Here is a 20,084-nt window from a genome sequence, read left to right as displayed (position 1 = left end):
CGCGAACGGCCCGCCCGCGGCCCCGCCGGCGGCCCCGCCGCGCAGTAGGGTGGACGCATGTCCTCCTATGCCGACCGATACCTGGCCGCCAAGCAGCGCGCCGCTCACGCGAGGACCGAGCTGGCCGTCTTCCAGCAGCGCCTCGAGTTCGAGATGGACGAGTTCCAGCTGACCGCCTGCCGGGCCCTCGAGGACGGCAGGGGCGTCCTGGTGGCCGCGCCCACCGGCGCCGGCAAGACGGTGGTGGGGGAGTTCGCCGTGCACCTGGCCCTGGCCCGCGGGCAGAAGGCGTTCTACACGACCCCCATCAAGGCCCTCAGCAACCAGAAGTTCCACGAGTTCTCCCGCGCCTTCGGCGCGGACCGGGTGGGGCTGCTGACCGGGGACACCTCCGTGAACTCCGAGGCCGACGTCGTGGTGATGACCACCGAGGTCCTGCGCAACATGCTCTACGCGGACTCGCGCACGCTGGCCAACCTCGGGTTCGTGGTCATGGACGAGGTGCACTACCTCGCCGACCGCTTCCGCGGGGCGGTGTGGGAGGAGGTCATCATCCACCTCCCCGAGCGGGTCCAGCTCGTGTCGCTGTCCGCGACCGTCTCCAACGCCGAGGAGTTCGGGGCGTGGCTGGACACCGTGCGCGGGGACACCGACGTCGTCGTCTCCGAGCACCGCCCCGTCCCGCTGTGGCAGCACGTGCAGGTGGGCGGGCGCCTGCTCGACCTGTTCCTCGAGGAGACCACCGTCGAGGAGGCCGCCGAGCGGCTCGAGGGGCCCGGCCGCGACGAGCCCGACGTCAACCCCGAGCTGCTCCAGCTGGCCCGCGCGGAGCACCCGCGCGGGGGCCGCCGGGGCGGGCGCGGCCCCGGCGGGCGCTCCCGCGACCGCTTCGCCCGGCGCAACGGCGGGGAGGGCTACCGGCCCGGCCCCGAGACCCGGCGCGTGTCCCGGCCGCAGCTGATCCGCCGGCTCGACGCCGAGGGCCTGCTGCCGGTCATCACCTTCATCTTCTCCCGGGCCGGGTGCGACGGCGCGGTCAAGCAGTGCGTGGACGCCGACATCCGGCTCACCACGGACCGGGAGCAGCAGACCATCCGGGCGCGGGTGGCCGAGGCCGCCGCGACGCTGGAGGCCGCCGACCTCAACGTGCTCGGCTTCTACGAGTGGCGCGACGGGCTGCTGCGCGGCGTCGCCGCCCACCACGCGGGCATGCTCCCGGCGTTCAAGGAGCTCGTGGAGCAGCTGTTCGCCGACGGGCTCGTCAAGGCCGTGTTCGCCACCGAGACCCTGGCGCTGGGCATCAACATGCCGGCCCGCTCCGTGGTGCTCGAGAAGCTCGACAAGTTCAACGGCGAGTCCCGCGTGGACATCACGCCGGGGGAGTACACCCAGCTCACCGGCCGCGCCGGGCGGCGCGGCATCGACGTCGAGGGCCACGCCGTGGTGCTGTGGCAGCCGGGCATGGACCCGCACGCGGTCGCCGGCCTGGCCTCCAAGCGCACCTACCCGCTGAACTCCAGCTTCCGGCCCACGTACAACATGTCCGTGAACCTCATCGCCCAGTTCGGCGCGGACCGCTCCCGCAAGATCCTCGAGTCCTCCTTCGCGCAGTTCCAGGCGGACCGCTCCGTCGTGGGCCTCGCCCGCCGGGTGCGCGCCCAGGAGGAGTCCCTCAGGGGCTACGAGGAGTCCATGACGTGCCACCTGGGGGACTTCACCGAGTACTTCGGGCTGCGCCGCGAGCTCAAGGACCTCGAGCGGTCCGCGGAGCGCTCCGAGTCCCGCCAGCGCCGCTCCGACGCCGTCGCGTCCCTGCACAACCTGCTCCCGGGCGACGTCGTCGACATCCCCCGCGGGCGCAACGCCGGCTACGCCGTGGTGCTCGCGACCGACGCGAACCGGGACGACCCCCGCCCGTCCATCCTCACCCTGGACCACCAGCTGCGGCGCGTGGGCGCCCAGGACCTCGACGGGCCCCTCGAGCCGGTGTCGCGGATCCGGATCCCCAAGCAGTTCACCGGCAAGACGCCCAAGGAGCGGCGCGACCTCGCCTCCTCCATGCGCAACGCCATCCACGAGCACAAGCCCCCGCGCGGCACCACCGGGCGCGGGCACACCATCCAGTTCGACCGCGGCACCAGCGCGTCCGAGCGGCGGATCGCCGAGGTGCGCCGCGCCCTGCGCAGCCACCCCTGCCACGGCTGCTCGGACCGCGAGTCCCACGCCCGGTGGGCGGAGCGGTGGTGGACGCTGCGCCGGGAGACGGACGGGCTGCTGCGCCAGATCGAGGGCCGCACCAACACGATCGCCAAGACCTTCGACCGCGTCTCCCAGGTCCTGGACTCCTTCGGCTACCTCGCGACCCGGCCCGACGGCGAGGTCCGGCCGACCGAGGCCGGCGAGCAGCTGCGCCGGATCTACGGCGACCGGGACCTGCTGCTGGCCCTGAGCCTGCGCGACGGCTTCCTCGACGGCCTCGACCCCGCCGCGACCGCCGGGGTGGTGACGATGCTCGTCTACCAGGCCAAGCGGGAGGACCAGGGCATCCAGCCCGTGCTGCCCTCGGCGGCCATGGACCGCGCCGCGCAGACCGTCGTGCGCAACTGGTCCCGGCTCACCGACCGCGAGGAGGAGCACCACCTCAAGCCCACGGCCGAGCCCGAGTTCGGGCTCGTCGAGCCCATGTACCTGTGGGCGCGCGGGGCGACCCTGAGCACCGCGCTCACCGGCACGGAGCTCGCCGCCGGGGACTTCGTGCGCTGGTCGAAGCAGGTCATCGACATGCTCGACCAGCTCGCGAAGATCGAGCTGCTGGGCCCCGAGGTCCGCACGCAGTGCCAGCGCGCGATCGCGCTGGTCCGCCGCGGGGTCGTCGCCCACTCCACCTTCGAGGACTGAGCCCTCCCCGTCCCCGCGTCCGTCCGAACAGGAGACCCGTGAGTTCCACCCTGCCCCCGTCCGCCCCCGCCTCCCCGGCCCGGCCGGTCCTCTACCGCAACGGCTCCGTGTACAGCCCCGCGGACCCCTTCGCCACCGCCCTGCTCGTGGACGGCGCCCGCGTGGCGTGGGTCGGCTCCGAGGAGGCCGCCACGTCGATCCAGGACTCCGCGATGGACGTCGTGGACCTGGACGGGCGGCTGCTGGCCCCCGGCTTCGTGGACTCGCACGTGCACGTGGCCGAGACCGGGCTGGCCCTGTCCACCCTGGACCTCGCCGAGGCCGGCTCCCTGGCCGCCGTGCTCGACGCCGTGGCGGCCGCGGCGCGCACGGGCACGGGCGTGCTGCTGGGCTCCGGGTGGGACGAGTCGGTGTGGCCGGAGCGGCGGGCGCCGACCGCCGAGGAGCTCGACCGCGCCGCCGGCGGCCGGGAGGTCTACCTGGCCCGGGTCGACGTCCACTCCGGGGTCGTCTCGTCCGCCCTGGCCCGCCGTCTCGGCCTCACCGGCGTGGACGGGTGGCTCGGCGACGGGCGCGTGGAGAACGCCGCCCACGACGCCGTGCGGGCCGCGGCCCTGGACTTCGACGCCCGCCGCCGGGGCGAGCTGCACCACCGGGCCCTGCAGCACGCGGCGTCCCGGGGCTACGTGGCCCTCTCCGAGGCCTCCGCCGAGCAGGTCGCCCCCTTCGAGGACCTCGTGCACCTGGTCGCCCTCGCCAACCACGGGCTCGGCGCGGCCGGCCCGTTGCCGCGGGTGCTGCCGTACCGCGGCGAGCTCGCGGCCTCCGCGGACGCGGCCCGGGCGGTCGCCGGGCGCTTCGACGCCGCCCTCGCCGCCCTGCTCGGCCGGCCCGTCGAGCGGCGCGAGTCGCTGATCGGGCTCGCCGGGGACCTGTGCGTCGACGGGGCCCTGGGCTCCCGCACCGCCGCCCTGCGCGCCCCCTACGCCGACGCCCCGGACACCGCCGGGGACCGCTACCTCGACCCCGGGGCCGTCGCCGCCCACCTGGCGGCCACCACCGAGGCCGGGCTGCAGGGTGGCTTCCACGTCATCGGCGACGCCGGGATGGACGCCGTCCTGGACGGCCTCGACCTCGCCGCCGCGCGCGTCGGGGAGCGGGCGCTGCACGCGGCCGGCCACCGGCTCGAGCACGCCGAGATGATCGACCCGCAGGGCGTGGAGCGCCTGGCCCGGCACGCGGTCACCGTCTCCGTGCAACCGGGCTTCGACGCCGCCTGGGGCGGACCGGGCGGGCTCTACGAGCAGCGCCTCGGGCCCGCGCGCGCGGCCGGGATGAACCCCCTGGCCTCCTTCTACCGGGCGGGCGTGCCCGTGGCCCTCGGCAGCGACGCCCCGGTGGTGCCGCTGTCCCCGTGGGCGACCGTCAAGGCGTGCCTCGAGCACCACGACCCCGACCAGCGCATCTCCGCCCGGGCCGCCTTCCTCGCCCACACCCGCGGCGCCTGGCGGGCCGCCCGCAGCCCGGACCCCATGCAGGGCCAGCTCGCCCCCGGCACCCCCGCCACGTTCGCCGTGTGGGACGTCCAGGCGCTCATGGTCCAGCAGGCGGAGGGCACCGGCGCGTCCTGGAGCACCGACCCGCGCGCCCGCACACCGCTGCTGCCCGCCCTCGACGGGGACCTCCTGCCCGAGTGCCGCCTCACCGTGCTCGACGGCGTGGAGCTGTACCGCTCCGCCGGCTTCTGAGCCGCGGGTCCCCGCCCGCGGAGCAGCGGCCCCGGACGGGACCGCCCGCGGCGGCCACGCCCGCCGCGGGCGGCGGTCTTGGTCGGGAGGATGGTGCAGGATAGGCTGGGCAACTGCTGCCGGGTGGGCTCACTCGTCCTTAGAAAACAGGTCCGCATCCCCTCAGGGCGGGCCTGGTCCGAAGGCGAGCGAGCCTGCCCTGTGGTTTGACAGGTGAGACCCCGAAAGGACCCGACCCGGTGCGCGTACTGACCGTCATCCCCACCTACAACGAGCGCGAGTCGCTGCCGACCGTCATGGAGCGGCTGCGCCAGGCGGTCCCCGAGGGCCACGTGCTGGTGGTGGACGACAACAGCCCCGACGGCACCGGCCGGCTCGCCGACGAGCTCGCGGCGGCCGACCCGAACGTGCACGTGCTGCACCGCACCAGCAAGGAGGGCCTGGGCGCCGCCTACATCGCCGGCTTCCGCTGGGGCCTGGCCCGCGACTACGACGTCCTGGTCGAGATGGACGCCGACTGCTCGCACCAGCCCGAGCAGCTGCCGCTGCTGCTGGACGCCGTCGAGCGCGGCGCCGACCTCGCCATCGGCTCCCGCTACGTGCCCGGCGGGCGCACCGTGAACTGGCCGCTGCAGCGCCAGCTGCTCTCCCGCGGCGGCAACCTCTACGCCCGCACCCTCCTCGGCTCCCGGATCCACGACATCACGGCCGGCTACCGGGCGTTCCGCCGGGAGACCCTCGAGCGCATCGGGCTGGAGACCGTGGACTCGAAGGGCTACTGCTTCCAGATCGACCTGGGCTGGCGCACCGAGCGGGCGGGGCTGCACGTCGTCGAGGTCCCCATCACGTTCGTGGAGCGTGCGGAGGGGGAGTCGAAGATGAGCCCCGACGTCACCCGCGAGGCCGTCGTGCGCGTGGCCCAGTGGGGCCTCTCCGCCCGGGCCAGGACCCTGGCGGGCAAGCTCGGCCGCGTCCGCGGCTGATCCCGGGGTCCGCGCGCACCGGGCTCCGCCGCGCACGGGCCCCGCACGCACGAGGAGGGCCCCACCCGTACCCGGGTGGGGCCCTCCTCGTGCGTGCGGGGCGCGCTCAGATGGCGTGCTTCTGGCGGTAGTACTCGACGCGCTGCTGCAGGATGTCCTCGAGCTCCTCCACGCTGCGCCGCTCCAGGAGCATGTCCCAGTGCGTGCGCTGGTGCTTCTCGTTCGGGTTCTCCGGCTTCTCCCCGTTGACGAGGACGGCCTCCTTGCCGGTCTTCGACACCCACACCGGGGGGATCTCCGCCTCCGCGGCGAACGTCACCACGACCTTCTCGCCGTCCTCGGTGCGGTACTCCACGCGCTGGCGCGGCGCCGGCTCGACGCCGGCCTCGGTCTCCATGGACTGGGAGCCCAGACGCATTCCCCTGAGGCTGCGATCGCTCATTGTGGTGGTTCCTCCATAACTGACGGTGGCCACGGACGTGGCGCACGCTCGGGTCGACGGCGGGCACGGGGCCCGGGATCCACCGGGTGCAACGCGCGCGGCGCGGGGAATGTTCCCGGGCGCCGGCCGGTGGCTCAGCGGGGGGCCGGCCCGCCGTCCGGGGGCAGCGGGCCGCCGAGGACGACGGGGGCGTCCGGGTCGACGGTCGCCGCGCGCGGAACGGTGAAGGCGTCCGGGTCCACGGTGGTGCGCTCGAGGTTCGGCCGAAGGTCGTCCTCGGTCACCCGCACCTCCTCGGGGGTGACGATGGGCTCGTCCTCGGCGGCGGGCATCGGCTCGACCTCCTCGTCGAGGGCCTCGGACCGGCCGCGGCGGTCCCCCGCGCCGTCGTCGTCGGGCCGGGAGAGGAACTCGCCCACCCCGCGCAGGGCGTCGCCCAGCTCGGCGGGGATCATCCACACCTTGTTGGCGCTGCCCTCGGCGACCTTCGGCAGGGTCTGGATGTACTGGTAGGCCAGGAGCTTCTGGGTGGGCCGGGCGCGGTGGATCGAGTCGAAGACCTTCCGGATGGCCTGGGCCTCGCCGTCGGCGCGCAGGATCGCGGCCTTCGCCTCGCCCTCGGCCGAGAGGATGGCCGCCTGCCGCTGGCCCTCGGCCATGAGGATGCGGGACTGCTTGTCGCCCTCGGCGGTGAGGATCACGGCGCGGCGCTCCCGCTCCGCCCGCATCTGCTTCTCCATGGAGTCCTGGATGGACGGCGGGGGCGTGATCTCCTTGATGTCCACGCGCGAGACGCGGATGCCCCAGCGCCCGGTCGTGGAGTCGAGCACGCCGCGCAGCTCCGCGTTGATCTTGTCGCGCGAGGTCAGGGCCGCCTCGAGGTTCAGGCCGCCGACGACGTTGCGCAGCGTCGCGGAGGTCAGCTGGTCCGCGGCCTGGATGTAGTCGACGATCTCGTACGTCGCCGCCTTGGGGTCGGTGACCTGGAAGTAGACCACCGTGTCGATGCCCACCACGAGGTTGTCCTCGGTGATCACGGACTGCGCCGGGAAGGACTGCACCTGCTCGCGCAGGTCGATCAGGGGCAGCAGCCGGTCGACGAACGGGATGAGGAAGTGCAGCCCGGGCGTGAGCGTGGCCTGGTACTTGCCCAGGCGCTCGACGATCCCCGCCCGCGCCTGCGGGATGATCCGCACCGACCGGAGCAGGACGATCGCCACCAGGACGACCAGGAGGACGAGCAGGACGATGACGGCGAGGTCCACGGGTGCCTCTCTCGATGTGGGCGGGGCGGGGTTCGGGCGGGGGTCAGAAGGCCGGGCGCGGGGCGGGCCGGCCGTCGGCGGTCGGGGCGGGGTACGGGGCGACGAGGACGGTGGCGCCCTCGATGTCGTGGACGAAGGCGTCGGTGCCGGGGGGCAGCTCCTCACCCGTCACGGAGCGTGCGCTCCAGGTGTCCCCCTCGAGCCGCACGAGCCCGCCCCGGGCGGTGACCGGGTCCAGGACCTGGCAGGGCAGGCCGATCAGCCGGGCGGCGTTGGACGCGGTCCCGGGCGCGGAGCGGTTGAGCCGCCGCAGGGCGACGGGGCGCACGAGGAAGATCAGCAGCACGGACGCGAGCGCGAACGCGACGACCTGCACCACGAAGTTGTCCGTGAGCCAGCTCAGCCCGAACGCCAGCAGGGCCGCCGCGGACATCATGAGGAAGAGGAAGTCCAGGGTGAGCATCTCGACGGCCGCCAGCACGATCACGGCCATCAGCCAGAAGAGCCAGGCGTTGTCGACCAGCCATTCCCACATCCCGATCCCGGCCTTCCGTGCGCCTGCGCGAGGACGTGCCCGTCCTGGTGCCATTGTGCCCCAGCGCACCGACAGGTCCCCGGAACGGCGCGGCGCGCGGTGGCCGGCGGAATAGCGACTGTTCACATGGTGTTCACCCTACTACCGTGGTACCACCGGTCCGGGGGACACGGGCGGCAGCACGCGCACCTCGTCCGCGCCGGCGCCGCCGGACAGGACGACCGATCCCGGCACGGGGAGGAGGCAGGACATGAAGCACGTCACCTCGGTGGCACTCTGCGCAGGTGGGGCCTGGCTGGCCGGCACCGCGACGGCCGTCGTCGGCCTGGCCGCGCTGCAGGCGAGGCTGCCCACCGTCATGACCAGATGGCACTCGGCCGTGCCGGACGTCGAGCGCGCGCTCGTGCTGCTCGGCACGGGGGAGTGCGCGCCCGACGACACCCGCGCCGAGCGGTTGCGCTCCGACCTCGAGCGGCGCCACGGGCGCCCGGTGGTCTACGTGGACCTCACCGTCCGGCCGGGCGCCCCGGCGCGCCAGGTGGCCCAGGCACGCCGGCTCGCGGACACCTTCCACGCCGACCACGTCCTCGACCACGACGTCCTGCGCCACGCCGAGCAGACCGCCGCGCAGGCGCCCGCGGAGGCCGACCCGGAGGCCGGCGCCTGGGCGGACGACGCCGCCGGCGCCCCGGTCCGGTCCGCCTGAGCTCGGTCGGCGACTGACCGACCGCAGCTCCCGTGCCGCCCCGGACCCGAGGGGGCGCACCGCGCCTCGGGCCGGAGCCCGCAACGCGCGTGGAGCGCCCGGGCGCGCGCGTTGCCGTCGAGCACCCCCAGGCCGGCGGGGGCCTCGCCCAGCAGCTCCGTGAACCGGGACGCCAGGCCGGTGCCGTGGACCTCCCGGAGCAGGGGCAGCACGCGGTGCTCGGCCACCGGGGCCGCCGGGGCGTCCCGCCACATGGGCGCGCGGGAGGGCTCGTCCCGCACGTCCAGGGGGGACGGCGGGAGCAGATCCGGGTACGTCACGCGCCACACGTCCACCCGCGCCGGCCCGGCGGGGTCGGCCGGCACCGCCGGGTGCACGACGACGCCGTTGGCGTTGCGGGGCAGGCCGGTCACGGCCCCCCTGGGGGACGGACGACGACGCGCCCCGCAGGGCCTCGGTGGCCGCGGTGCGCTCCGGCTCCTCCGGCACCGGGGCCGGGTGCGGCACGGCCGCCATGGACCTGGGAGACTGGGCAGCTGTGGAGCCGTGCGATGTGGAAGGGTGTTCCTGTGGTGAGTGCGAATCGTCCGCAGCCCTATCGGGTCAGTGAGCAGAAGATCCTCTGGGTGGAGGCGGGCACCGGCTACGGCGTGACCTGGGACGGGCGGCGGGTGTCGCCGGTGATCCGGGGACGGCGGAAGACCCCGAACCTGACGGACCTGCTCGACACCGCCTACGCGGCCGGGGCGCAGCGGATCATGCTGACGGGCCGACTGCCCACCGCCCAGCCGGGCCGGCCGCACTGGCTGATGGCCGACACCCCCGGGTGGCGCCACGGCACCCACTGGCTGGACACCCCGCCCACGGGCCGCTACTTCCACGAGGCGACCCAGCCCGAGGGGGACCCGAGGGCGCGGCCGCTGGAGGTGGCCACCGCCGCCGCGTGGTTCGGCAGCACCCGTCTGGGCATCCACCAGGCCCGCGCGGCGTGGGACCTCGTGGCGGCCGCGCTGCGCCGGTCCGAGCCGAAGCTCACGGCGCTGATGAAGTCCCCGGCCGCGACGGGGCAGAACCTGTGGGCGCTGTCCATGCCCGCCAACCTCGATCCCGCCCCGGTGGACGACGACGTGGCCGAGGAGATCCACCGCACCTCGGGCCAGCACCACATCGAGCACCTGGTCGCCGGCCCCTCGTTCACCGACCACCCCGACTGCGTGCCGCTGATCGACCCGGCGCAGGGGCGGGACAGCATCGAGGGCTTCGCCTACCTCGACGGCCGGTTCATGTACGCGGGGCTGTGCAACGAGCTCGCCGTCGGCCCCGCCCGGCGCCTGCGCGGGATCGACGCCCACTACCTCTTCGAGGAGAGCCCCTACGCCCCGGCCCGCTACCTGATCCGCTTCACCGTCCCGCCCGGCTGGACCCACCTCGGCGTCTGGGGCGTGAAGGTGCCCGGCAGCACCAGCGAGTGGTACTGGCCCAACCGCCCCGGCGCCACCGCCGAGACGTGGGTGGACGCCGCCGAGCTGCGGGTGGGACTGGCCCACGGATGGCGGCCCGACACGTTCGTCGAGGCGGTGCAGTTCACGGCCAAGAAGCCGGCCATGCGCGGGGACACCCGTCTCGTCGCGGCGCGCCCCCTGGACACCTTCGCCGAGCGGCTGCAGAACGCCCGGGAGGCGGTGGAGATCGCCCAGGTCGAGGACGCGGTCAAGGACGCCGCGCGCACCGCGCTGCGGGCGGTCCTGCTGGAGACCATCGGCGCCTTCGCCTCCCGGGGCCGCCGGTCCACCGTCACGGTGTCCTCCACCTTCGAGGTGCCGGAGCAGTACCAGCACAGCATCCGCATGTGGGGCAACCGCATCACCTACCAGGCGCCCAGTCCCGCCACCGAGCGGCAGCGGCAGTTCTACCACCCGGAGCTCGCGGCCCAGGTCTGGGGCCGCGCCCGCGCCCGGGTGCTCGACGGCACCAAGGCCGCCCCGTCCGGAGCGCTGCACGTCGCCCCCCACCAGCTGATCGGCATCAACGGTGACGCCCTCTACACCACCACCGTGCCCACCTGGGCCCTGCCCACCGCCCACGGCGGGGCCGACGACGGCCGCGCCGGGAAGCTGCGCCTGAAGGGCGTGCTCGACGGCCCGCTGCCCCTGCCGGTCACCCGCGCCCAGCGCGACGCGCTCATGCACCGGGCCGAGACGGCCGGCCCCGCGGCCGCGTGGCAGAGCAGCGACGAGGTGAGCGCGTGAGCCCCGCACACCGGACCGCCCAGGAGCTCATCGCGGAGCTCAAGGAGAAGGCGGCGATGAGCAACCGCGAGATCGCCGGGGCCCTGGGACGCGACCCCTCCCTCGTCTCGCAGATCGCCCGCGGGAAGAAGTCCGGGGCGCACTACGTCCGGGCCCTCACGGAGCTGAGCACCACGGGCACCGTCACCCACCGCCCCGAGCGCCGCCGCACCAGGGCCGGGACCCCGGCCAACGTGCGCGGCCGCCGGGGGGAGCCGTCGCACCAGCCGGCCGACCTCGACCCCAACGCCCGCTACGCCCCCGTGCCCAGGCGCGGGCGCTACGTCCCCGAGAAGACCCACTACCTGCGCAGCGGCGGGCGGATCTACGCCACGGAGTTCCCCAAGACCAAGGGGTCCAAGGGCAACGAGGCCGGCTGGAAGCGCATCGAGCGCCAGATCCGCTCGGCCGCCCGCCGCCGGTACGGCCGGAAGGACCGCCCGCCCATGCGCGTGTCCTTCGATATCACGTTCTCCAACGGCCGGCAGATGCGCCTGGGGGAGAAGGGCGGCTACGACATCCAGCAGGTCGTGCGCGCCATCGCCGAGCACGGCGGCAGCATCGAGGGCTGGATCAAGGACCAGGGGCAGCAGCGCTACCTCACCCTGGACACCGGGACCGTGGCGGTGACCGGGGTGCAGATGAGCGTCACCCCCTGGCAGGGCAGGGACTGACCCTGCTGCCCAGGACGGAGCGCTCGGTCCGGTCCCGGCGCCGGTCGGCCGTCCGGTGCCGTGAACCGTGGCCGGGTCCCGGCGGCCGGTCGTAGCGTCGGTGTCACATTGCGGACCGGACCGTCACGGTGCTGCGGGGCGCGGGTCGCTGCTGGGACCGGATCCGGACGGCGGGCCGCGCCGACCACAGGGGGCGACCGGGGCGCTGCTCGTGACCGGAACTTCGCCCCCACTAGGAAAAACGCCCCGAACTCACCGGTCGGGACCGCCCCGGTGCGCGGAGAGGGACCATGGTGGACCCGCCGGCGCACCACTAAACCGCCCCGGATGGAAGGCTTTTGTGCAACCGTCCACAAATGCCCATCATTCGAGTTGCAGTCTTGAATCGCCCGCGAACACCCTTTTACGGTGGTGTCACCTCGTTCACAGGGGAGGCCTAGCTCACAGGCCTTGACATATTTTCTCTCGCGTGCATGACAGTTTTTTAGTCATGCCCTTTCTAGGGGACATCATGAACGATCTGCACAAGACTCTCGCCGGTGCGGCCATTGCCGCCGCCCTCCTCGGAGGCTCGCTGGGCACCCCCGCGTTCGCGGGCGGGGGTGATGACCACGAGTCTAACGGTCATCACGAAGGCAAATCCAGTGATCACAAGGATTACGATCACGACGACGACAAGTACGAGGAGGACGAGGACAAGGACTCCAAGTACAAGGAGGACGAGGACAAGGACTCCGAGGACGAGAAGGACGAGGAGGAGGACGAGGACGAGAAGTACTTCCACGAGTACGACTGGAAGTACGACGGCGAGCACTGGTACCACGACGACGACGGGGACGACGAGAAGGACGACGACGAGAAGTACGTCCACGAGCACAACTGGAAGCACGACGGCGAGCACTGGTACCACGACGCCGACGACGACGACGAGAAGGACGAGGACTCCGAGGACAAGAAGTACCACCACGCCAAGTGGGAGGACAGCGACCACGACGGCAAGGAGGACTGCGACGACGACGACGACGACGGCGACGGCACCAAGGACGAGCACGACGACGACGACGACGGCGACGGCACCAAGGACTACGAGGACGAGCACAAGCACGTGTAGCACTGAGCCGGGCGGCCCGGGAGCCGATCGGCGGACGGGCCACGCTCTGCCGTGAGCAGTTCCTGCCGTCCCGGGCGCTGTCCCTCGTCTGAGGAGGACCGACCATCGGCCGTACGCGTCCGGGCACACGGCCCGGGCGGGCAGCGGTCAGGCCGTCACCCACATTGCTGGTGCACCCCATCCGCGCGGCGGGTGGGGTGCACCTGCATGCCCGGGCCCGGTCCTCGAGGTCGTGGTCCCGGCAGCCGGATCAACCGCCCAGTCCGTGGCAGCGGGTCGGCCCGGAGGCCTGGATCTCCTCACGACGGCGGCGCCGGGGGCGCGGGATGGAGTGGCCGCACGGGGCCGCCCAGGACCGTGGCGCTGCTCCGCCCGGGGTGGGCGGGGCGGGCGGTCATCGGCCGAGGGTCGTGCTCGGGGGGACGCCGTAGGCCGCGCGGTAGTGACCGGCGAAGCGGCCGGGGTGGGCGAAGCCCCAGCGGGCGGCGATGCCGGCGACCGTGGCCCCGGTGGTGGGGTCGGCCTCGAGGAGGTCGGCGTGGGCCCCGGCCAGCCGCGCCCGCCGCAGGTACTCGGTGGGGCTCAGCCCCTGGGGGTGGTTGGCCCGGAAGGCCCGGGTCAGGAGGGAGGTGGTGGTGCTCGCCGCACGGGCGGCGTCCTCGACGGTGACCGGTCCGGGGGCGTGGTCGTCGAAGAACTGTTTGGCGATGCGGTAGCGGCGGGCCTGGGCGGCCATGGACAGCGACCGCGTCTGGCGGTCACCGGTCAGGGGAAAGCACTCGAGCACGGCGACGGCCAGGTGCCGGGTGAGGTTGGCGCGCACCAGGGGCGCCTCGAAGGCCCCGGAGTCCACGGTGTCCCGGGCCAGGCGGGCCAGGCCCGACCAGTAGTGGCCCAGGCTGGTGCTGGCCGGGTGGGAGGAGGCGAAGGCCACCGGGACGTTCTCGGAGCCGTAGACCGTGTCGGCGACGTCCTGCAGCAGGTGCGAGGTGAGGTAGACGTTCGTGGCCTCCAGCGCGTCCACGACGAAGAGCGTGGGGCTGCGGGGCCGGAACAGCACCGGCGCCCCGATCCCCGTGCCGGCCTCGTCGCGGGTGGACCAGTCGCAGCGGCCGGCGTGCCCGTGGACGACGCTGAACATCTCCGTGTCGCCCCAGGAGGAGTACGACCCGGCCAGTTCCACGCGGGAGACGGTCAGAGCCTCGTCCCCGGCGCGGAACTCGTGGTAGGAGAAGTCGCGATCGGAGGGGTGGAAGGTGAAGCGCGCGCCGATGGTCGCGAACAGCAACGACGCGGCCTCCGGGTCGGTGGCCGTGAGCTCGTAGCGGAAGGCCTCGCTCACCGGAGTGCTCCGGCTCCGGGCGTGCCACTCAGCGCGGTCGGGCCCCGCCGGCCCCTGCCGCGGAAGGACAGTGCGCACAAGGTCATCCCAGGACCCTCTTCGTCGAGGAACAGCTCACCGTGAAGGTGCTGTGCCCCATGATCCTCGCCGGATCCGGCCGACAGCAACCACCTCTGCCCGCAGGCACGCGCCGTGGCGCGCGTGGGACGACCGCGCGCCGGGCGCTGCGCTGCGGGCACCCCCAGGACACCCTCCCGGCAACCCCGGTCGTCCTGTTCCCCGCCGTGCCCTACGCCGGGTGGTGGGAGGACCCGGGGCGGACCGCCGTGACCGTGCCGGGACGGGGGTCGAGGACCACGCCCGGGCCCGGGTGCGCAGAAGGCCGCCGTCGGGTTCTCACCGGCGGCGGCCTTCTGCTGTCACCTTCTTCAGGTCCACGGTCAGGGGAAACCATGTGCCACCAGGATGGCCCGGGCCTGCTGAACCGGAGCTGAAGATCGTCGGCCCCGTGCGCCCGGTCGAGGGGTTCCCGCGAACACCTCCTCCGGGCACCGCCGGGCCGCCCGCGGCCTGCACAGACGGTCGGACGTGGGCAGTACTCTGAACCCACGCCCTCCAGCCACCGCCCACCCCGGGCGGTACCCCACCGCGCGAGCGCCCGTCGCCGGGCGGGACGCTCCCCGCTGCGCCCCGCGCTGCGCCCCGCTCCGCCCGTACCCCTGGAGGACGGGACATCCGCACTACCCAGGAAAGCACCCCATGGCCACCTCCCTCCTCGGCCTCACCGGCCACCCCCACTCGGGCGCGGACACCGCCGCCGCCCACCTCGTCGCCGCCCACGGCCACACCCGCCTGGGCCTGTCCGACCCCGTCCGGGAGATCCTGCTGGCCGTCGACCCGCTCGTCGAAGGCACCCGACGACGCGCCCGCGACGACGACTCCGGCACCGTGCCCAAGAAAGCCCTCGACGAGTCCCAGCGGCTGATCAACGCCTTCTCCCGGGAGATCTCCCGCCGCGGGTTGCTGGCCGATCCCCGGGACGGACGCATCCGCCCGGCCACCAAGGCCGCCCGCCTCCTCGACCCCTTCTGCGTCCCCGCCCACAGGAACGCCGTCGCCGACCGCCTGTCGGCCCACCTGACCGCCGTGAACGGGGACTGGAGCCGGCTCAGGGATCCCGCCGTCCCCGCCCACCGGGAGATCCACCGTCTCCACCGGCTCCTGCGCACTGACGCGGGACCCCAGATCGACCAGTTCGGCCCTGACCTGTGGGTCCGTCTCGCGCTCACCGCCGCCGCGGCGATCGACGGCCCCGTGGTCGTCGACGACGTCCGTTCCGACCAGGAGGCCAGGGCCATCCGGGAAAGCGGCGGCACCGTGATCCGGGTCCACCGCCCCGCCCCGAACACCGCCGGCAACACCCACTCCTCCGGGGCCGGAGTGAGCCAGCACCTCATCGACACCACCGTCGTCGACGACGGGACACCCCAGCAGCTCCGCACCCTCGTGGATGCCGTGGTAGGTTCCTCGGCGCTCGCCGCCTGACGCGCTCGCGGAGAGGGCCCGGTCGATCCGCCCACGATCTCCGCTCCGTGACTCCGGTCCCTGGTTCCCCACCCGGGCGGTGCCGCTGTCACCAGGTGACGGGGAACTCGTGGAGGCCGTAGATGTCCGAGTCGTTCTTGAAGGGCAGCTCGTCGACGGGCACGGCGGACCGGAGACCGGGGATCCGCCGGAACAGCGTGTCGAAGACGATCTGCAGCTCCAGGCGGGCGAGGTTCTGGCCCAGGCACTGGTGCGGGCCGTAGCCGAAGGCGAGGTGGTGGCGTCCGCCGCGGTCGATGTCGAGCTCGTCCGGGTCGGTGAACACCTCCGGATCCCGGTTGGCGGTGTTGGACAGCCCGAGCACACCCTCGCCGGCGCGGATGAGCACCCCGCCCAGCTCCACGTCCTCCAGGGCGACGCGTGAGGTCCCGAGCTCGGCGATCGTGAAGTAGCGCAGCAGCTCCTCCACGGCGTCGGGGGTTCTGCCGGGGTCCTCGCGGATCGCGGCCAGGTCCTCGGGGTGTTCGACGAGGGCCAGGGTGCCCAGGGAGATCATGTTGGCCGTGGTCTCGTGGCCGGCCACCAGAAGCAGGAAGGCCAGGCTGACCAGCGCCTGGTGGTCGACGGCGCCCTTCTCCTGCTGCCTGCGGATCTGCCGGCCCAGCAGGTCGTCGGTGGGATGCTGTTCCTTCGTGGTGACCAGCTGGTCGAGATAGGACAGCAGCTCGTGCAGTCCCCGCTGGATCTCCTGCACCGCAACGGTGCGCGAGAGCAGCACGGCCGAGCGGGTCTGGAAGAAGTCGTGGTCCGAGTAGGGCACGCCGAGCAGCTCGCAGGTCACCAGCGAGGGGACTGGCAGGGACAGCGCCTGCACCAGGTCCACGGGGCGGGGCCCGGTGAGCATGGCGTCGATGCGGTCGTCCACGATCTGCTGGATGCGGGGGCCGAGCGCGGTGATCCGCTTGAGCGTGAACTCTCCCATCACCTCCCGCCGGGCCGGCCCGTGCTCCGGCGGGTCCATGCCGAGCAGGCTCAGCGAGACCGGGACCGGATCACGGGTGGGCGCCGGGAACCCGGGGCGGTAGCGGTCGGAGCTGAACCGCGGATCGGCGAGCATCGCCCGGATGTCCGCGTGGCGGGTCAGGGCCCACACGGTCATCCCGGAGGGCAGCGTGACCCGGGATATGGGCGCCTCGTCGCGCAACCGCAGATGCTCCGGCGGCGGGGCATAGGGGCACTGCCGGGTGATCGGCAGGGCGGTGGGGTCGGTGGAGGCCATGGGTCACCCAGTCCTTGCAACCGTACGGCGGAACGACTTCCGTGGTGTTCCACGCTACAGAGCGGGGACAAACCCGTCCAAATGCGTCGTGACCAGGAGCGACGGGCCGCGCTCGGTGCTCGTTCGGGTCGTCGGCCCGCGGCGGACCGGTGATCGCTCCGTGCCGTCGTGCCGTGTGCGGGCCGACGCGCCCCCGTCGTCGTCCTCCGCCCGGTCACCGGAGCAGCGGGCACCGTCCGCGCCGGATCGTGACGGCCGAAGCGGACGATGTTCCACCGCCTCCTGCTACTTTTCGGGCAGGGGACGACATCCTTCCGACCGCGCCGCGGTGCCGGCCCTCTGCCGGGGCCGGCCGGGGACAAGGAGGCGGACATGCAGGTCGGTGTGGACCAGTCCAAGTGCTGCGGTGCCGGTCAGTGCGCTGCCCTGGCGCCGGAGGTGTTCGACCAGCGCGACGAGGACGGCGTCGTCGTCCTGCGCGACGCGGCACCCCCGGAGGCCGTGCACGACGCGGTCCGCGAGGCCGCGGCAGCGTGCCCGGCGTCCGCGATCCGGATCGGGCCCTCACGGTGAGCCGCGCCGCGCGGCCACGGCCCGGGCCGGACGCTCCGCTGCCGGCTCCGGCAGGTGACCGGGGCCGGAGAGCGGCAGGAGGAGTTCGAGCCCTCGTGGAGCGGCCAGGCCGATGCCGGCGAGCACCAGGACCCGCCGCCGAGCCGGATCAGCGACAGGGACCCGGCCTGCCGCCAGGCTGGTGGTCACGGTGAGGACGGCGATGCCGTTCCCGCCGCCACCGTGAGTGCCTTGCCCGGTTCACCTCCAGGTTCTGCCCCGCGGCCAGGCTCCCGTCCGTGGGCGCCACCAGCACCCCGACGGACCCGGCGCGATGCCGGTCGCGGCTCGGAGGCCGTCACATCCCGGTCGGTGCTGCGCCGGACCGCGGGGCCGTCGAGCAGATCCGGATGTCCGGGCGGGCCCGCGCCCTCCTGGACGCGACGGTGAGCGTGGACCCGGACCCGGCTCACCTCGTGGACGCCGATGGGTGCCGGCGCCCGGAGTGGGTGATCACCGACCACGGCGGCGTCGGCCGGCCCGCGACCAGCACCACCCCGGCCCCTCGCCTTCCGGCGAGCGGGCACAAGGGTCCGGGAGGCCAGCGTCGAGCCGGAGGGGCCCTGGGCCGCGGCGGTCAGTGGCCGTGCGGCGGGCCGGCGATCTCCAACAGGGCCAGCAGGTGCAGCAGGGGGCCGCCGAGGGCGACGACGGCGACGACGAGGCCGTACCAGTGGGTGTAGGCCCGGTAGGGGTGGGACTGGCTGACCCCCAGCAGCGCCAGCAGCGCCCCGGGGAGCACCAGCCAGTTCGTCCCGGGGAAGGACGCGACCACGAGGGACAGCCCCGCGGCCGAGAGCAGCGTCCAGGCGAGGAAGCCGGGGCCGTCCTCGCACTTGGCCACGACGTGCCCCTGGACGTCGGTGTAGTGGGTGGAACGTCCGTCGAGACGGTGGTGCTCGGTCATTCGGAGGGGCTCCTTCGAAGGGGGAGTACGGGCGCCACGGGGGCGTGCTCGCGCAGTGCGACGAGGCCATTCTGCCGGGGCTGTGGGCCCGACCGCCGCCGCGGTGGGCGTGTCACTCGAGGGGGCGGTCCCGAGGGACTCGGCGTCCGGCCCGGGGGACGCTGCACGTCCCCGTGCTCCCCGCCGACGAGGCGAGCGCAGCCGTGCAGGGGACCGCGGCCCTGCTGCGGGCTCGCGCGCAGCTCCACCACCCCGGACCCGACGCCCCGCCGGGTCCACCACCGGTCCACGACGTCGTCGTGGCGGTGGCGACTCAGTGGTGGTCGATGCGGATGGTGCCGTTGGTCCTCAGGGTGATCGTTCCGCCCTGGAACCGCTGGACCGTCGAGCCGTCGACGGCGCGGGTCTCGCCGCTCGTGGGGAACCCGAGCCGGCTGGCCGTTCCGCCCAGGCCGACGTACGCGGTACTGATCCTGCCCAGGACCTCCCGGGCACCGGTCGCGGAACTCCGGCAGATCCGGCCCTTCTGGAGCTTCTGGTAGGAGCCGCCGGTGCTGGTGGGCGCCTCGGCGGGGGTGGGGTGGCCCGGTTCGCCGGCCTGCCCCTTCGCATTGAGGTGGCGATCACCGATGGAGCCCTGGGCGGCGGACGCCCCCGTGAGCCGGCTCCGCACGGTGCGGCCCTTGTGGAAGGACTGGACCTAGCCGCCGATGCCGTCGGATGTCTCGCCGGCGATCGGGTAGCCCAGGATCCCCTTCGCGCCACCGGCCCCGGTGGCGGAGCTCCAGTACATCATGCCCCTCTGGAAGCTCTGGGCGCAGCCGCCGGTCCCGTCGGCGGCCTCGTCGGTGGTCGGGACGCCCAGCACCCCGTCGGCCGTTCCGAGACGCTTGTAGGTGGCCTCGATGTTGCTGCGCACCCAGTGGGCGCCGGTGGCGACTGCGACGAGCAGTTCGAGTTCGAGTTCGCCCTGGACGTCCTGCTCGACGGCGTCGAGCGACTCCACCGACTGGGCCGGACTCGTCCCGGACCGGGCTCCCGCAGTCCCTCGGGTTGAGGTCGCCCGGCCCTCCTCAACCACGGGCGCGCGGCCGGGCACCGGACCCCGGGCGATGACCACGGCGGGCACCGGGGGTGCCCGTCCGGGTGCCCGTCCGGGTGCCGGGGGAACCCTGTCGCGGTCCCGGCAGCGGTCAGGACGGGGTGTTCTCCTCGCACGCACGCCGTCCGCGGGGTCGCAGGTGGTGCCGATCACTGCGCATCCGGGCCGGATCGCGTACAGTGGGGGCAGTTGTTGAAGTTTCGTTTTTGCAGTTCGAGCAGTTCGCCCCGTCGGGGTGCAGCAGTTTTTCTGAGAAGACGTTTTGGCAGGCATCGCAACGCCCGAGCACCCCGAGAGCCGGGGACGCTCCGTTTTCCAGAAAAGGTAGGTCACTCATGACTACTGGCATCGTCAAGTGGTTCAACGCCGACAAGGGCTTCGGCTTCATCACCCCCGAGGACGGCTCCAAGGACGTGTTCGCGCACTTCTCGGCCATCAACTCCGGCGGGTTCCGCTCCCTCGAGGAGAACCAGCGCGTCGAGTTCGAGACCCAGGACGGCCCCAAGGGCCCCCAGGCCGCGAACATCACCGTCATCTCCTGAACTCGCACTGATCTCCTCGTGAGATCCCCGGCGCCGGGCTGAACCGCCTGACGCCGCCCTGGAGTCGCCCCCCCGGGTGCCGGGGGGGGTCGTACGCGATCTGAC

Annotated in this window: 18 protein-coding genes; 10 read left to right on the top strand and 8 right to left on the bottom strand. The window is 73.7% G+C overall.

The annotated features are described in order from the left end of the window. The first annotated feature begins 57 nt into the window (after window positions 1–57). The 3 genes from M3185_RS15340 to M3185_RS15330 all read left to right on the top strand — a co-directional run bounded on the left by M3185_RS15340 (window position 58) and on the right by M3185_RS15330 (window position 5,629). A complete protein-coding gene (locus M3185_RS15340; RefSeq protein WP_251334550.1) occupies window positions 58–2,898 on the top strand; it encodes a DEAD/DEAH box helicase in 2,841 nt (946 codons plus the stop codon). Window positions 2,899–2,936: 38 nt separating this feature from the next. Then, window positions 2,937–4,646, top strand: a complete 1,710-nt coding sequence (locus tag M3185_RS15335) for an amidohydrolase (protein WP_251334549.1) — start codon at window positions 2,937–2,939, stop codon at window positions 4,644–4,646. A gap of 239 nt (window positions 4,647–4,885) precedes the next feature. Continuing rightward, window positions 4,886–5,629, top strand: a complete 744-nt coding sequence (locus tag M3185_RS15330; RefSeq protein WP_251334548.1) for a polyprenol monophosphomannose synthase — start codon at window positions 4,886–4,888, stop codon at window positions 5,627–5,629. A 106-nt stretch (window positions 5,630–5,735) separates the two neighbouring features. Here M3185_RS15330 and M3185_RS15325 read toward each other — a convergent pair whose 3' ends face one another. The 3 genes from M3185_RS15325 to M3185_RS15315 form a co-directional block, all read right to left on the bottom strand. Next, window positions 5,736–6,071 (bottom strand): RNA polymerase-binding protein RbpA, encoded by a 336-nt coding sequence (locus M3185_RS15325; RefSeq protein ID WP_251334547.1) that lies wholly within the window; start codon window positions 6,069–6,071, stop codon window positions 5,736–5,738. A gap of 134 nt (window positions 6,072–6,205) precedes the next feature. Beyond that, window positions 6,206–7,336 carry an SPFH domain-containing protein gene (locus tag M3185_RS15320; protein ID WP_251334546.1) on the bottom strand — a complete coding sequence of 377 codons (1,131 nt, stop codon included), beginning with the start codon at window positions 7,334–7,336 and terminating at the stop codon, window positions 6,206–6,208. 43 nt (window positions 7,337–7,379) lie between these two features. Beyond that, the gene (locus M3185_RS15315; RefSeq protein WP_251334545.1) at window positions 7,380–7,871 is read right to left on the bottom strand and encodes an NfeD family protein; all 492 of its coding nucleotides are present in this window, start codon (window positions 7,869–7,871) and stop codon (window positions 7,380–7,382) included. Between the two features lie 250 nt (window positions 7,872–8,121). Between M3185_RS15315 and M3185_RS15310 the strand changes: the two genes are divergently transcribed. The 4 genes from M3185_RS15310 (at window position 8,122) to M3185_RS15295 (ending at window position 12,650) form a co-directional block, all read left to right on the top strand. Then, window positions 8,122–8,577 (top strand): hypothetical protein, encoded by a 456-nt coding sequence (locus M3185_RS15310; RefSeq protein WP_251334544.1) that lies wholly within the window; start codon window positions 8,122–8,124, stop codon window positions 8,575–8,577. A gap of 572 nt (window positions 8,578–9,149) precedes the next feature. Next, window positions 9,150–10,826, top strand: a complete 1,677-nt coding sequence (locus M3185_RS15305; RefSeq protein ID WP_251334543.1) for a hypothetical protein — start codon at window positions 9,150–9,152, stop codon at window positions 10,824–10,826. Continuing rightward, window positions 10,823–11,539: a hypothetical protein gene (locus tag M3185_RS15300; RefSeq protein WP_251334542.1), complete on the top strand. Its 717-nt coding sequence runs from the start codon at window positions 10,823–10,825 to the stop codon at window positions 11,537–11,539. Before M3185_RS15305 ends, M3185_RS15300 begins: the two co-directional genes overlap by 4 nt. Before the next feature lie 511 nt (window positions 11,540–12,050). Further along, window positions 12,051–12,650, top strand: a complete 600-nt coding sequence (locus M3185_RS15295; protein ID WP_251334541.1) for a hypothetical protein — start codon at window positions 12,051–12,053, stop codon at window positions 12,648–12,650. Between the two features lie 394 nt (window positions 12,651–13,044). Here M3185_RS15295 and M3185_RS17470 read toward each other — a convergent pair whose 3' ends face one another. Further along, a complete protein-coding gene (locus M3185_RS17470) occupies window positions 13,045–13,992 on the bottom strand; it encodes a helix-turn-helix transcriptional regulator (protein WP_251334540.1) in 948 nt (315 codons plus the stop codon). A 759-nt stretch (window positions 13,993–14,751) separates the two neighbouring features. Here M3185_RS17470 and M3185_RS15285 point away from each other — a divergent pair. After that, complete coding sequence (locus tag M3185_RS15285) at window positions 14,752–15,537, top strand: deoxynucleotide monophosphate kinase family protein (RefSeq protein WP_251334539.1); 786 nt, start codon at window positions 14,752–14,754, stop codon at window positions 15,535–15,537. An 88-nt stretch (window positions 15,538–15,625) separates the two neighbouring features. On the opposite strand, the gene M3185_RS15280 is transcribed toward M3185_RS15285, so the two are convergent. Beyond that, window positions 15,626–16,816, bottom strand: coding sequence for a cytochrome P450 (locus M3185_RS15280; RefSeq protein WP_251334538.1), 1,191 nt, complete (start codon window positions 16,814–16,816; stop codon window positions 15,626–15,628). Window positions 16,817–17,188: 372 nt separating this feature from the next. Here M3185_RS15280 and M3185_RS15275 point away from each other — a divergent pair, with 372 nt between their 5' ends. Beyond that, complete coding sequence (locus M3185_RS15275; protein WP_251334537.1) at window positions 17,189–17,389, top strand: ferredoxin; 201 nt, start codon at window positions 17,189–17,191, stop codon at window positions 17,387–17,389. Window positions 17,390–18,005: 616 nt separating this feature from the next. Here M3185_RS15275 and M3185_RS15270 read toward each other — a convergent pair. The 3 genes from M3185_RS15270 to M3185_RS17460 form a co-directional block, all read right to left on the bottom strand. Next, entirely contained in the window at window positions 18,006–18,335 is a 330-nt protein-coding gene (locus M3185_RS15270; RefSeq protein WP_251334536.1) for a hypothetical protein, read from the bottom strand. A gap of 313 nt (window positions 18,336–18,648) precedes the next feature. After that, entirely contained in the window at window positions 18,649–19,008 is a 360-nt protein-coding gene (locus M3185_RS17465) for an LGFP repeat-containing protein (protein WP_251334535.1), read from the bottom strand. A gap of 27 nt (window positions 19,009–19,035) precedes the next feature. Then, window positions 19,036–19,341, bottom strand: a complete 306-nt coding sequence (locus M3185_RS17460; RefSeq protein ID WP_251334534.1) for an LGFP repeat-containing protein — start codon at window positions 19,339–19,341, stop codon at window positions 19,036–19,038. 431 nt (window positions 19,342–19,772) lie between these two features. Here M3185_RS17460 and cspE point away from each other — a divergent pair, with 431 nt between their 5' ends. Further along, window positions 19,773–19,979, top strand: a complete 207-nt coding sequence (gene cspE / locus M3185_RS15255) for a transcription antiterminator/RNA stability regulator CspE (protein ID WP_251334533.1) — start codon at window positions 19,773–19,775, stop codon at window positions 19,977–19,979. Window positions 19,980–20,084: the final 105 nt, after the last annotated feature.

This window comes from Kocuria rosea, assembly GCF_023715525.1.
Lineage (GTDB): Bacteria > Actinomycetota > Actinomycetes > Actinomycetales > Micrococcaceae > Kocuria > Kocuria rosea_A.
Note: the sequence above shows the minus strand (reverse complement) of the source record. Positions and strands in the feature narration are given on the sequence as shown.

Excerpts from the sequence above, each read along its gene's own strand:
- M3185_RS15340 (WP_251334550.1), top strand. The coding sequence starts at position 58 with ATGTCCTCCTATGCCGACCGATACCTGGCCGCCAAGCAGCGCGCCGCT.
- M3185_RS15325 (WP_251334547.1), bottom strand. The coding sequence starts at position 6,071 with ATGAGCGATCGCAGCCTCAGGGGAATGCGTCTGGGCTCCCAGTCCATG.
- M3185_RS15315 (WP_251334545.1), bottom strand. The coding sequence starts at position 7,871 with ATGTGGGAATGGCTGGTCGACAACGCCTGGCTCTTCTGGCTGATGGCC.
- M3185_RS15310 (WP_251334544.1), top strand. The coding sequence starts at position 8,122 with ATGAAGCACGTCACCTCGGTGGCACTCTGCGCAGGTGGGGCCTGGCTG.
- M3185_RS15295 (WP_251334541.1), top strand. The coding sequence starts at position 12,051 with ATGAACGATCTGCACAAGACTCTCGCCGGTGCGGCCATTGCCGCCGCC.
- M3185_RS15285 (WP_251334539.1), top strand. The coding sequence starts at position 14,752 with ATGGCCACCTCCCTCCTCGGCCTCACCGGCCACCCCCACTCGGGCGCG.
- M3185_RS15280 (WP_251334538.1), bottom strand. The coding sequence starts at position 16,816 with ATGGCCTCCACCGACCCCACCGCCCTGCCGATCACCCGGCAGTGCCCC.
- M3185_RS15275 (WP_251334537.1), top strand. The coding sequence starts at position 17,189 with ATGCAGGTCGGTGTGGACCAGTCCAAGTGCTGCGGTGCCGGTCAGTGC.
- M3185_RS15270 (WP_251334536.1), bottom strand. The coding sequence starts at position 18,335 with ATGACCGAGCACCACCGTCTCGACGGACGTTCCACCCACTACACCGAC.
- cspE (WP_251334533.1), top strand. The coding sequence starts at position 19,773 with ATGACTACTGGCATCGTCAAGTGGTTCAACGCCGACAAGGGCTTCGGC.